Consider the following 13348-nt stretch of genomic DNA (forward strand, 5'->3'; position numbering starts at 1 on the left):
GGAACGCCTTGCAACCAGTCCCTCAGAACGGCGCAGGCGCCCGGAATTTCATGCCCTTGCCGCTCTCGGGGTGGTTCAGGCGCAATTCCTCGGCATGCAGCATCATGCGCGGGTACTGATCCGCCGTCTCCGGCGCATATAGCGTGTCACCAAGGATCGGGTGCCCAAGGGCCAGCGTGTGCACCCGCAACTGGTGGCTGCGCCCGGTATGCGGAAAGAGGCGCACGCGGGTCTCACCTTCATCGCTCTTGAGCACCTTCCAGCCGGTCAGCGCGGGTTTGCCCGTCTCGCGGCAGACCTTTTGCCGGGGCCGGTTGGGCCAGTCGACGATCAGCGGCAGGTCGACCTCTCCGGTTGCAGGCTCCAGGTGACCGTGCAGGCGGGCGAGATAGGTCTTTTTCGTCTTGCGCGTCTCGAACTGGTTGCCCAGGTGACGCTGCGCATGGGGCGTCAGGCCAAAGACCATGACACCCGATGTATCCCGGTCCAGCCGGTGCACGAGGCGGACAGTGGGAAAGGCCTTTTCCAGTCGACTCAGCAGGCAGTCCTGCAGCTCCTCTCCCTTTCCGGGGACGGACAACAGCCCGGCGGGCTTGTCGACGACCAGCAGGTCGGTGTCCTCGTAAAGAACGGGGATTTCGCCTGTGGGGGGATCATAGTCGGATGCCATGCCCCCCTTTGACAAGCGGGGCGCCCGGGCGCAACCCCGTCTGCCTAGACCTTCACCCGTTCCGATTTCGGATCGTAGAGCGGTTTGAGCGAGGCCCGCGCCTGCACGCGCGTACCGGCCACGTCGATTTCATAGCTCGACGACAGAAGTTGATCAGCGGTTTCGCCCTTGCAGGGAACATAGCCCAACCCCACGGCGCCCCCGAGCGTATGACCATAGGCGCCCGAACTCAGGTGGCCGACGATCTGACCGTCCCGAAGGACGGGCTCGTTGTGGTAGAGCAGCGGTTCGGCATCGTTCAGAAGGAATTGCACCAGCCTTTTGTCCAGCCCCGCCTCACGCTTTTCCAATACCGCGTCACGGCCGATGAAGTCGGGCTTGGCGGTTTTCACGGCAAAGCCCAGCCCGGCCTCCAGGACGTGATCCTCGCAGGTGATGTCATGGCCAAAATGGCGAAACGCCTTTTCGGCGCGGCATGTGTCCATGACATGCAGTCCGGCGAGGGTCAGCCCATAGTCCTGCCCCGCCTGCCAGAGCGTGTCGAAGACATGGCAAGCCATGTCGGCGCCGACATAGACCTCCCACCCCAGTTCACCGACGTAGGAGACGCGATGAACCCGTGCCTCTCCCATGCCGATCTCGATCCGCTGCGCGGTCCCGAAAGGGTTGGCCGCGTTTGAGAAATCATCGGGCGAGACGGCCCGCATCAGGTCACGCGCCTGCGGCCCCATGACGGCCAGCACCCCTTCTGATGCGGTCACATCGGTGATGACGACGTTTCGGTCGCCCGCGTGGCGGCGCAGCCAGGTTTCGTCGGCCCGACGCGTGGCGGCGGGGGTTACAACCAGGTAGGCGGTTTCGGAAAGTCGGGTGACGGTCACATCCGCCTCGATCCCGCCTCTGGCGTTGAGGAACTGGGTATAGGTGATCTTGCCCACCGGGGTCGACAGATCGGCGCCACAGACGTGGTTGAGAAAGGCTTCGGCATCGCGCCCTTCGACCCGCAGCTTGCCGAAAGACGACATGTCGTACATGGCGACGTTTTCGCGGATGGCGCGGTGTTCTTCGGCGGCGTTCTCAAACCAGTTCTGGCGCCGCCAGGAATAGCGGTACTCCGGATCCTCTCCGGGGCGCGCGTACCAATTGGCACGCTCCCACCCGGCCAGTTCGCCAAAGACGGCGCCACGCTCTGCCAGCCGGTCATGGAAGGGAGACCGGCGGATGCCCCGCGCGGTTTCCTTTTGCCGATAGGGATAGTGATCGGCGTAAAGCAGGCCCAGCGTTTCCGACACACGGGCGGCAAGGTAGCTGCGGTTGGTCTGAAAGCCCTGCGCGCGAGCGATGTCCACGTCGCCAAGATCAAAGGGTTTCTCGCCGTCGTTCATCCACTGCGCCAGGGCCATGCCCGCGCCACCCGCCGACTGGATACCGATGGAGTTGAAGCCCGCCGCGACCCAGACATTCGCGCGCCCGGGACACAGCCCCATGTAATAGGCATTGTCGGGCGTAAAGGATTCCGGCCCGTTGAAGAAGGTATGGATGCCCGCACTGGCCAGGATCGGCATACGGTGCACGGCCTTTTCGAGGATCGGCTCGAAATGGTCGAAATCCTCGGGCAGTTGATCGAACTCGAAGTTCTGCGGGATGCCTTGCAGCGCCCAGGGCTTGGCCCCCGGCTCGAAGGCGCCCAGCATCAGCTTGCCCGCATCCTCCTTGTAATAGGCGCATTCGTCGGGGACGCGCAGGACCGGAAGCTGGGTCAGGCCCTGGATCGGTTCGGACACGATGTAAAAGTGTTCGCAGGCCTGAAGTGGGACGTCGGTGCCCAGCATGGCCCCCACCTCGCGCCCCCACATGCCCGCGCAATTGACGATGTGCTCCGCCGCAATGCTGCCCGAGGTGCCATCCTCTGCCTGCCAGTGAACCTGCGTGATCCGGTCGCCATCGGCAGTGACGCCGGTGGCCTTCGTCCGCTCGGCAATCACGGCGCCGCGCTGGCGCGCGCCCTTGGCAAGCGCCAGGGCGATATTGGCCGGATCGCCCTGACCGTCCCTGGGCAGGTAGACCCCGCCCAAAACGCCATCGGTGTTGAGATGCGGGTACTTGCGGGCGATCTCACCCGTCTCGATCTCGTCGATTTCGACCCCGAAGGCGCGGGCCATCGCGGCGGAGCGGCGCAACTCCTCGTGCCGTTCGGCGGTCAGGGCGGCAGTGATCGAGCCCACGCGCCGGAACCCGGTGGCAATGCCGGTTTCCTCCTCGAGCCGACCATAGAGTTCCTGGCTGTATTTCGCCAGCCGGGTCATGTTGGCAGTGGCGCGCAGCTGCGCGATGAGACCGGCAGCGTGCCAGGTGGTGCCGGAAGTCAGCTGCTTGCGCTCCAGAAGGACGACGTCGGTCCAGCCGAGTTTCGCCAGGTGATAGGCAAGCGAACAGCCGATGACACCGCCGCCGATGATGACGGCGCGGGCCTGTGCGGGAAGGGACATGTCAGAACCTCATGGGGTTGCGGACGCAGACGCGTCCGACCGGCGCGCCCTTCGGGCGCGGTTTGGGGTATTTTCACCAAGAAGAAACATCAGGCGATCTCATGCCCAGAGGCACGCAGGCGGCGGGCGATTTCGGCGATATGTGCGGGGTTCGTCTCGCAGCAGCCGCCAACGATGGAGGCACCCCGGTCGACCCAGTCCATGACGTGATCCGCGTAGGCCTCTGGCCCCATGTCGCGGCGGGCAGAAAGCGCAGCGGCGGTGGTCCCGCCGGCCACGTACTCCTTGGTCAGGGTGGTGAAGGCATTGGCATAGGCACCGAAGGGGCGGTCGCCCGCGGAAAAAGCGTCGAGAGCGGCAGGCATCGCCTCGGGCGCCGAACAATTTGCGAGCACGGCGTCGGCCTCTTGCGCGATCCGCACCGCCTCGGAGACCGGCTCACCGGAGCGCAGGCGGCTGCCATCCTCGTCGTCGACGGTGAAGGCCAGCCACACAGGAAGCCCGGTCTGCCGGCCCGCTGCCAGGCAGGCGCGGGCGGCGGCGAGCGACGGGATGGTTTCGAACAGCAGCAGGTCGACGGAGGGCGCCAGAAGTTTCGCGACCTCGGCATAGAGCGGGATGGCCTCGGCCTCTTCCGGGTGCAGGTCGGCGCGGTAACTGGCCCCCAGCGGCCCGATGGAGCCCGCAATGCGACCGCGATCGCGGACCGCCCCGGCCTCTTCCAGGGCGGCACGATGCAGATCCGCGAACCGCGCTTCGAGGTCCGGCAGTTCGGTGCCGTCGGCGGCATAGTGGTTAGAGGCCCCGCCCCGCAGCCTGTCGCGGTGGATGGCATAGGTGTTGGTCGTGGCCACGCTGGCCCCGGCCCGGGCATAGTCGCGATGCACCTCTGCCACCAGGCCGGGACGATCCAGCATGACCTGCGTCGCCCAGAGCGGGCTGACCGGAGCACCGCTGCGGCGCACCAGTTCTTGCCCCATGCCACCATCCAGCAGGGTTACGCGACTCATGCCTTCAACCTTTCGTTTTGCGGATCCCAGAGCGGTCCGTCCGGCTGAACCGTGGCACGGCACCTTTGGCCGAAGATGTCCACGGTCAGTTCCGTACCCGGCACGGCCAGATCGGCCCGCACCATGCCCAACGCGATGGAGGCGCCGACACGGTATCCCCAGCCGCCGGAGGTGGTCTCTCCGACGATTTCACCGCCCTGCCAGAGGGTCGACATGTAGGGGGCATCCGCCACGCCCGCCTCGACTTTCAGCGTGACAAAGCGTTTCTTCGGCCCCGTGGCCACCTCGGCCGTCAGCGCCTCCTTGCCGGGGAAATCCTGCGGCTTGTCGAGCCTGACGAACCGTTCCAGCCCCGCCTCGACAAGAGAATAGTCGGTGGACAGGTCGCCTTTCCAGGCACGATAACCCTTTTCGAGGCGCAGACTGTCGAGGGCAAACATGCCGAAGGGCCTGGCGCCAGCCGCCAGAACGGCCTCGTAGATGGCCGGGATCTCGTCCGTTGCGGCATGGATTTCCCACCCCAGTTCCCCGGCGAAGGACACGCGCGCCAGCCCGCAAGGGACTCCGGCGACGACCGCCTGCTGCACAGACAGCCAGGGCAGCGCCAGGTCCGCCTCTGTGCCCAGTGCCACGAACAGGTCCCGCGTCTTGGGGCCGGTGACAATCAGGGCGGAAAAATCGCGCGTGCGGTCGGTCACGGTGACCTCCGCCGGTTTGCCCGCCAGCAGGAGATCACGGTCGTGCCATTGCGCGGCGGCGGCGGCGATCAGCATGAAATGATCGGGGCCATGCGCCATGACGCTCATCTCTGTCAGGATACGGCCCCGGGCATCGGCGAAATAGGCCAGGTTCATGCGCCCGGGCTCCGGCAGCGTTCCGGCAATCCGCGACAGCAACCAGTCTGCCGCGCCCGGTCCCTGAACGTCGAACCGCGAAAAGCCGGGCAGGTCCAGCACGCCGACACCGTCGCGCACCGCCTCGCATTCCTCGCGCACGCGCGCCTCCCAAGGGCCTGCACGATCCCAGGTCTGGGTCGCGGCCTCGGAGGTGTCGTCACCCGGCTGCGCGAACCAGTTGGCCCTCTCCCAGCCATTGTAGGCGCCCATGACACCGCCCAACGCTTTGACCCGATCATGCATTGGCGAGGTCTTGCGATCCCGCGCGGCGGGCCAGGAGTGATGCGGGAAATGCATGGCGTATTCGTGGCCGTAGACCTCCATCGCCTTGTCCACGCAGTACTGCGGGTCGGTGTGATCGGTGAACCGGCGGGGGTCGGTGGCCCACATGTCCCATTCGGTCTGGCCCTCTGTGACCCATTCCGCCAGCACCTTGCCCGCACCGCCCGCCTGGGTGATGCCGAAGGTAAAGACACAGGCCTCGAAGGCATCGGGCACGCCGGGCATCGGACCCAGCAAGGGCAGACCGTCCGGCGCATAGGGGATGGGGCCGTTGATATTGCGCCCCACACCGCCCTCACCCAACAGCGGGACGCGCGCCATCGCGTCCTCGATGTACCACTCCAGCCGCTCCAGGTCGTCAGGATAGAGCTGGAACGAGAAATCCTCGGGCATGGGATCGTCAGGCGTGATCCAGTGCGCCTTGCAGTTGCGCTCGTAGGGGCCAAGGTTCAGGCCGAATTTCTCCTGCCGCAGGTAGTAACTGCTGTCCACATCCCGCAGCAGGGGTAACTTGCCGTTCTCCTGCGACCATTCCTTCAGCGCCGGGATCTCCTCGGTCAGGAAATACTGGTGGCTCATGACCGCCATCGGCACGGTGCGCCCACCGAAGGGCCTGAACCACTCGCCAACGCGCTGCGCGTAGTAACCGGCCGCATTCACCACCTTTTCGCAACGGATGTCGCCCTTGTGCGTGTGCACGATCCATTCACCGTTCTCGCGGCTGACACCCGTCGCCGGGCAGAACCGCTCGATCCGCGCCCCGGCCAGGCGCGCGCCCTTGGCAAGGGCCTGGGTGAGCTGCGCCGGGTCGATGTCGCCGTCATCGGGATCGTAGAGCGCGCCGGCCAGATCATGTGTCTCAAGGAACGGGTAGCGCGCTTTCAGATCCGAAACCGCGAGCATTTCAAGGTTCATACCCTGGTACTGCCCCATCGAGCGCGCGCGCTCGAACTCCATCATGCGTTCACGCGAATGGCCAAGGCGGATCGACCCGGTGACATGGTAGTTCATCGGGTAATCGACCTCATCCGCAAGCCGACGGTAAAGGTCCAGCGAATAGCGCTGCATGTTCATCACCGCCCAGGAGGTGCTGAACGAAGGACAATTGCCGGCCGCGTGCCAGGTCGACCCGGCCGTCAGCTCGTTCTTTTCCAACAGGACACAGTCCCAACCCGCCTTGGCAAGGTGATAGGCACAAGAGGCGCCGACCGCCCCGCCGCCGATGATGACCACCCGGGCCTGTGTCGGAAAATCGGACATGATCGCCTCGTTCATTTCTGCGGAACCCCGTCCGCGATCTCGTAGTAATCGCCCTTGTCGGCGGTGAAGATGTGCTTTTCCAGGCGCAGCCCGGTCGGCGTGTCCAGCGCCCCCAGGGCAAAGCTCATCGTGTCCTCGTCATGGGCGTGCCAGAACAGGAAACTGCCGCAGGTCGCGCAAAACCCCCGCTGCGCACTGGCAGAGCTGTCGTACCAGCGTACCGGCCCCGAGATCCGCAGCGCCGCGCGCGGGACATAGGCAGAGGCCCAGAGATGCCCCGACTGGCGCCGGCACTGACCGCAGTGGCAGACGCTGACACCCTTGGGTGTTGCATCGGTTTCAAAGGTGATGGCCCCACAAAGGCATTGCCCGCTGGTCATGATCTCGACTCCGATCTTGGGGAAGAAGCGCAGCCTGCCGCTTCTTCTTTCTGAGAATACTCCCGCCGGAGGCATCCGACTGCGCCACTGGCACCCCGCCCCGGCATCAGTAGACGGGCGGCGCAATCACCCAGATCGCCACTGCAGCCTCATCAAAGGGGTTTTCCCAGCGGAACGGCTCGCCCCGGATACGGAAACTGTCACCGGGATGGATCGTGAAACGCGCCCCCCCGATGGTCAGCACAAGCTTTCCGGACACCAGGTAGCCTAGTTCCTGGGTGGGCCGCGTCACCGTCTCGCCGATCTCGGAATGCGGCTCGAAGGTGGAATGCACCATCTCGAAATCATCGGTCAGGTCGGGCGAAAGCAGTTCCTCGACCAGCCCCGTCATGCGGGATCCGATCGGGCGGCGCGTGCCGTGCCGAACGATCCGGCCAGCCTCCGGCCCGACCGTGGCCTCGTGCCGGGCCAGCGTGGAAACAGAGACCTGCAGCGCATCGGCCAGGTGACGCAGGTCGGTGATCGAGGGGTCGGAAAGATCACGTTCCACCTGGCTCAGCCACCCGACAGAGCGGCCAAGCCGGTCGGCCAGTTGCTGCAGCGTCAGCCCGCGCGTGCGCCGCAGCGCGCGCAGATCGGCGCCAAGCGTCTTGGGCAGCGGGGAGGGATGCGACATCGTGTTATCCGTGAAAAAACAGGTTCAGATTTCACGTTGCCCGAGTCGCATGAAATTTCCAAGACCTTTTTCACGAGAAGCCCGAAGTCTCGCGATAAAATGCGCCCAGAAGGGTCTGTGGGATGTCGGTGAACGGGGCTGGATTCCCGGCCCCTCTCCGCGTCAGATCCGTTCGATGGCGATGGCCGTGCCTTCGCCGCCGCCGATGCAGATCGCCGCCACGCCCCGTTTCGCCCCGCGCTTTTCCAGCGCGTTCAGCAGCGTGACGATGATCCGCGCTCCCGAAGCGCCGATCGGGTGGCCCAGAGCACAGGCGCCTCCGTTGACGTTCACCACGTCGCGCGGCAGACCCATTTCATGCATGAAAGCCATTGGCACCACGGCAAAAGCCTCGTTCACCTCCCAGAGGTCGACATCGCCGATCTTCCAGCCGATCCGCTCCAGCAGCATGCGCGCGGCCGGAACGGGGGCCGTGGGGAACAGGGAGGGGGCCTGCGCGTGCGATGCGTGCCCCAGGATCCTGGCCCGGGGCGTCGCCCCGGCGGCCACGGCGGCATCCAGGGTCGACAGCACCAGTGCCGCCGCCCCGTCAGAGATCGAGGAGGAATTGGCCGCCGTCACCGTGCCATCTTTGCGGAAGGCGGGCTTCAGCATCGGGATCTTTTCGGGCCGCGCCTTGCCGGGTTGTTCGTCACGGGTGATGATTTCTTCGCCGTGCCGCATGTGCAGGGTGACAGGCGTGATCTCGTCATCGAAGGCACCAGAGCGTTCCGCGTCCAGGGCGTTGGACAGGGAGGCCAACGCATACTGGTCCTGCGCCTCGCGGGTGAACTGGAAAGCCTCGGCGCAATCCTCGGCAAAGGTGCCCATCAGGCGGCCCTTGTCATAGGCGTCCTCCAGCCCGTCGAGGAACATGTGGTCGATGACCTGTCCATGCCCGATGCGGGCGCCGCCGCGCATCTTGGGCAGCATGTAGGGCGCCTGGGTCATCGACTCCATCCCGCCTGCGACGACGGTTGCGGCATGGCCCAGCGCAAGCCGGTCCCAGGCCATCATCGCGGCCTTCATGCCGGACCCGCACATCTTGTTCAGCGTGGTGGCCGGCACCTCTTCGCCCAGTCCCGCGGCAAAACCGGCCTGGCGCGCGGGGGCCTGCCCCTGTCCCGCCGGCAGTACGCAGCCCATCAGCAGTTCGTCGACCGCGGGCCGACCCGCCTGCGACAGCGCCGCGCGGATCGCCGCGCCACCCAAAGTGCTGGCCGCCTGTTCGGCGAAAACCCCCTGAAAGCCCCCCATCGGCGTCCGCGACGCCCCGGTGATCACGACAGTTTCCATGCGAATGCCTCCCTTTACCCGGATGTGCATACAGAAAGGTAAGGATTGCCGTCTAGGGTCCACCCGATCCATCACTTGGGGAACCGCATGAGACTTACCACAGATCACCGCGACGGCGTGGACATCATCACGGTCGACGCTGCCCGAATCGATGCCGCCGTGGCGATTCAATTCAAGGACCGCATGCGCGAGATCCTGGGAAACGAGAAACCCCGCTACGTGCTGGACCTGAGCCAGGTCGATTTCATCGATTCCAGCGGCCTGGGCGCAATCGTCGCGGCGATGAAACTGATGCCGAAGGGCGGCAAACTGGAACTGGCCGGCCTGCGCCCCGCGGTGGACAAGGTATTCCGCATGACGCGGATGGATTCGATCTTTGCCATCCACCCCTCCGCCGAAGCCGCCGCCGGCGCTTGATCCCGGGCCGGAGCGACAGACCATGCAGGCGGAGCGGCTCGAGGACGGCGCATTCCTGGTTTGCTGCCGAATGGACAGCACGGCAGAAGATGTGCGCGCGACCCTGACAGGCATCAACGAGCTGCTGCAGGGCCAGGAAATGGCCCCGCCGCGGGACAGCAACTGGGAACTGGTGATCGCCGAAGTCCTCAACAACATCGTCGAACATGCCTATGAGGATCGGGCCGGCGGCGACATCCTGCTCCGGCTGGTGTTCTCGCCAGACAGGCTGTCGGTGGAATTCACCGATTTCGGCCAGCCCATGCCCAGTGGAACGCCCCCATCGGGCGCGCCGGTAGACCTCGATGTCTCGGTCGAGGAATTGCCGGAGGGCGGGTTTGGCTGGTTCCTGATCCGCTCGCTGTCCGAAAACCTCGACTATCATCACGACGGGGAAAGCAACCGGCTCCGCCTGTCCATCCCCCTGCGCTGAACCGGACAGCGGCGCAAGTGTCGCCGAATTGCCCGGGGCGCGCCCAAATGCGGCCCGGATTCGCAGCCATCCTGTTTCATGTAAGCTGCATATGGCTTCCCTCGGCGTCGCGCGTTTTCAGCCCCCACCCAGTGCGCGGCGCCGAGGACTTCCCCCCGAACATCATGCATTCGTCGCCGCCCGTCGCGATCAATCCGCGCCCGGGCCGCCGGTTGATGCACGTGCCTGCACGGTGCCATGACATTACCCGGACACCTCCACATTTCCGCCCGCATTGGCGGGCAATTTGGTCTTGTAGCTGCATATGGCTTCCCTCGGCGTCACGCGTTTTCAGCCCCCACCCAGTGCGTGATGCCGAGGTTCCTTCCTCCCGATTGACGCCGCTAGACGCCACCGTATGCTCTGCCCGGCAACAAGGGAGCAGAGAGGCAGATGCGCGATTTCCACAGACCCGGACGATCCCCCGTGCTGGCCCTGAACGGGCTCTGCGCGACCTCGCACCCGCTGGCCGCGCAGGCCGCGGTCGACATCCTGCAACGCGGCGGCAATGCGATGGACGCGGCAATCGCCGGCGCCGTCCTGCTGGGCGTGGCCGAACCGGCGATGACCGGGCTGGGCGGCGACTGTTTCGCGCTGGTCTCACCCGCAGGCGGGGACGAGGTGGTCGCGGTCAACGGATCCGGCCGCGCACCGGCGGCGGCCGACGCCACTGCCCTGCGCGCCGAAGGCCATCAGGCGGTGCCAGTGGCCAGCGCCCATGCCGTCACCATCCCCGGCGCGGTCGATGCCTTCTGCACCATGTCCGAACGCTGGGGCCGGCTGGGCCTGGCAGACAGCCTGGCACCCGCGATCCGGGCGATGGACGACGGCGTGCCGGTGGCGCCGCGCGTCGCCTTCGACTGGGACGAGGCCCAGGGGCGCCTTCAAGGCGCGGGACGGGTACACTACCTTGACGGCGGCGCGGTGCCCGTGACCGGCGGGATCTTTCGCCTGCCCGGCAATGCCGAAGTGCTGCGCCGCATCGCGGCCGAGGGGCGCGACGGCTTCTACGCCGGAGAGGTGGCCGAGGACATGTGCGCCACGCTGAACGCCGCCGGTGGCGTGCATAGCCTGGATGATTTCGCAGCGACCGCCTGCACCATCGGCGACCCGATCTCGGGGACCTACAAGGGCCGCGAGGTCCTGGAGCATCCGCCCAACGGCCAGGGCGTGACCGCCCATCTGCTGCTGAACATCCTGTCGCATTTCGACATTGCCTCGATGGACCCGTTCGGCGCCGAGCGCATCCACATCGAGGCCGAGGCCGCCAAGCTGGCCTACGATGCGCGCAACCGTTTCCTGGCCGATGCCGATCACATGACCCGGCTGGACCACCTGCAAAGCCCGGAAACGGCCGCGCGGCTGGCGGCACTGATCGACCCCGGTCGGGCGATGGCCTCGGCCACGACCCTGTCCGAAGAGGTGCACCGCGAGACGATCTACATCACCGTGGTCGACCGCGATCGCATGGCCGTCTCGCTGATCTACTCGATCTTCAACAGCTTCGGCTCCGGGATCGCCTCCGAGAAATACGGCATCCTGTTCCAGAACCGGGGCGCGGGCTTTACCCTGGCCGAGGGGCATCCGAACGAGATGGCCGGTGGCAAGCGGCCGATGCACACGATCATCCCGGGAATGCTGGTCGAAGAGGGCCGCGTGGCGATGCCCTTCGGCGTCATGGGCGGACAGTACCAGCCCAACGGTCATGCGCGCGTGCTGACCAACATGATCGATTTCGGCATGGACCCGCAGGCCGCGCTGGACGCGCCACGCAGCTTTGCCGATGGCAGAAAACTGCAGCTGGAACGGGGCCATGACGAGGCGGTCTTTGCCCGGCTGGCCGAGATGGGACACGAGATCGAGGTGCCCAGCGCCCCGATCGGCGGCGCGCAGGCGATCCGCATCCACCGGAACGGCGTGCTCGAAGGGGCATCGGACCCGCGCAAGGACGGCTGCGCGATCGGCTATTGACGAAAGGAAACGCGGCCCCGGGTCAAGCCCGGGGCGCGTGTCACTTGGATCAGAAACCGCTCAGTAGGAATACTCGGCGTAGATCCGGCTGAGGTCGCCGTTCCAGTCGCCGTTATAGTGCTCCAGCAGTTCGTCCGACGGCACGCTGCCAGACTCGACGCTGTCCTTGAGCGCATTCAGGAAATGCGTCTCGTTCGGGACAAGTCCACCAGCACCGGGGCGCGCACGGGCCACCAGACCCGCCTCGGCGATCTCTAGCACGTTGCGCGCCAGGTCGTGCATCCGGATATCACCGACCTGAGCCTGCAAGCCGTCACGCGTCGCCGCGAGGCGCAGGGCCTCGCGGGTTTCCGCGTCCCAGCCCTTGGCCAGGTCCCAGGCCGCGTCCAGCGCGGTCTGGTCGTACATCAGCCCGACCCAAAAGGCGGGCAGCGCACAAAGACGGCGCCAGGGGCCGCCATCGGCGCCACGCATCTCGATGTATTTCTTCATCCGCGCGTCAGGGAAGGCGGTGGTCAGGTGGTCGGCCCAGTCGGACAGCGTCGGCACCTCACCCGGCAATGCCGGCAGCTTGCCTTCAAGGAAATCGCGGAAGGACATGCCAAGCGCGTCGACATACACCCCGTCGCGGTAGACAAAGTACATCGGCACATCCAGCGCGTATTCGACCCAGCGTTCGAAGCCGAAACCCTCTTCGAAGACGAAAGGCAACATGCCGGTGCGGGAATCGTCCAGCGTCTCCCAGATCTGCATCCGCTTGGACTTGACGCCCACCGGCTTACCCTCGAAGAAAGGCGAATTGGCAAACAGCGCGGTGGCTACGGGCGACAGCGCCAGCGCGACGCGCATCTTCTGCACCATGTCCGCCTCTGACGCGAAATCGAGGTTCACCTGAACGGTGCAGGTCCGGCGCATCATCTGTTTGCCGGTCGTGCCCACCTTGTCCATGTAGGCATCCATGAGCTTGTAGCGCCCCTTGGGCATGAGCGGCATTTCTTCATGCGTCCAGATCGGCGCGGCGCCCAGGCCGATGAAACCCACGCCGATCTCGTCGGCGATGTCCTTGACCTGGGCCAGGTGCTCGTTCACCTCGTCGCAGGTCTGGTGAATGGTTTCCAGCGGCGCACCCGACAGTTCCAGCGCGCCGCCCGGCTCCAGACTGACATTGGCGCCGTCCTTGGTCAGGCCGATGATATGCCCGCCCTCGCTGACCGGGTCCCAGCCGTGGCGGTCGCGCAGCCCTTCGAGCACCGCGCGGATCGAACGCTCGCCGTCGTAGGGCAAGGGTTTGAGCGAGTCCTTGCAATAGCCGAACTTCTCATGCTCGGTGCCGATGCGCCATTGGTCCTTCGGCTTGCAGCCCGAGGCCAGGTACTCTGCCAACTGATCATGAGAGGTGATCGGCCCGCCGCCGGATTGGGGAATGGACATGTTGGGGCTCCCGGTCTGCT

At 65.9% G+C, this 13348-nt stretch carries 11 protein-coding genes; 3 read left to right on the top strand and 8 right to left on the bottom strand.

Annotated features, from left to right (window positions below; translation table 11 throughout):
* Positions 1-22: 22 nt before the first annotated feature.
* The 7 genes from G9Q80_RS21320 to G9Q80_RS21350 all read right to left on the bottom strand — a co-directional run bounded on the left by G9Q80_RS21320 (position 23) and on the right by G9Q80_RS21350 (position 8998).
* Positions 23-670, bottom strand: coding sequence for an RluA family pseudouridine synthase (locus G9Q80_RS21320; RefSeq protein WP_088715201.1), 648 nt, complete (start codon positions 668-670; stop codon positions 23-25).
* A gap of 44 nt (positions 671-714) precedes the next feature.
* Complete coding sequence (locus G9Q80_RS21325) at positions 715-3159, bottom strand: GcvT family protein (protein ID WP_088715200.1); 2445 nt, start codon at positions 3157-3159, stop codon at positions 715-717.
* A gap of 89 nt (positions 3160-3248) precedes the next feature.
* Positions 3249-4169 (bottom strand): homocysteine S-methyltransferase family protein, encoded by a 921-nt coding sequence (locus tag G9Q80_RS21330; protein ID WP_088715199.1) that lies wholly within the window; start codon positions 4167-4169, stop codon positions 3249-3251.
* Entirely contained in the window at positions 4166-6607 is a 2442-nt protein-coding gene (locus G9Q80_RS21335; RefSeq protein ID WP_088715343.1) for a GcvT family protein, read from the bottom strand. The genes G9Q80_RS21330 and G9Q80_RS21335 overlap by 4 nt, the downstream gene beginning before the upstream one ends.
* A gap of 11 nt (positions 6608-6618) precedes the next feature.
* A complete protein-coding gene (locus tag G9Q80_RS21340; RefSeq protein WP_184757161.1) occupies positions 6619-6987 on the bottom strand; it encodes a GFA family protein in 369 nt (122 codons plus the stop codon).
* Between the two features lie 106 nt (positions 6988-7093).
* Entirely contained in the window at positions 7094-7663 is a 570-nt protein-coding gene (locus G9Q80_RS21345) for a helix-turn-helix domain-containing protein (protein ID WP_043136184.1), read from the bottom strand.
* A 162-nt stretch (positions 7664-7825) separates the two neighbouring features.
* A complete protein-coding gene (locus G9Q80_RS21350; RefSeq protein ID WP_088715198.1) occupies positions 7826-8998 on the bottom strand; it encodes an acetyl-CoA C-acyltransferase in 1173 nt (390 codons plus the stop codon).
* Positions 8999-9085: 87 nt separating this feature from the next.
* Here G9Q80_RS21350 and G9Q80_RS21355 point away from each other — a divergent pair, with 87 nt between their 5' ends.
* The 3 genes from G9Q80_RS21355 (at position 9086) to G9Q80_RS21365 (ending at position 11897) form a co-directional block, all read left to right on the top strand.
* Positions 9086-9415, top strand: a complete 330-nt coding sequence (locus G9Q80_RS21355; RefSeq protein ID WP_043136179.1) for an STAS domain-containing protein — start codon at positions 9086-9088, stop codon at positions 9413-9415.
* Between the two features lie 70 nt (positions 9416-9485).
* A complete protein-coding gene (locus G9Q80_RS21360; protein WP_043136732.1) occupies positions 9486-9887 on the top strand; it encodes an ATP-binding protein in 402 nt (133 codons plus the stop codon).
* Positions 9888-10319: 432 nt separating this feature from the next.
* Entirely contained in the window at positions 10320-11897 is a 1578-nt protein-coding gene (locus tag G9Q80_RS21365) for a gamma-glutamyltransferase family protein (RefSeq protein WP_088715197.1), read from the top strand.
* Between the two features lie 60 nt (positions 11898-11957).
* On the opposite strand, the gene G9Q80_RS21370 is transcribed toward G9Q80_RS21365, so the two are convergent.
* A complete protein-coding gene (locus G9Q80_RS21370) occupies positions 11958-13328 on the bottom strand; it encodes a glutamate--cysteine ligase (RefSeq protein WP_088669581.1) in 1371 nt (456 codons plus the stop codon).
* Positions 13329-13348 lie beyond the last annotated feature (20 nt).

Source organism: Mameliella sp. LZ-28, from assembly GCF_012274245.1.
Classification (GTDB): domain Bacteria; phylum Pseudomonadota; class Alphaproteobacteria; order Rhodobacterales; family Rhodobacteraceae; genus Antarctobacter; species Antarctobacter albus.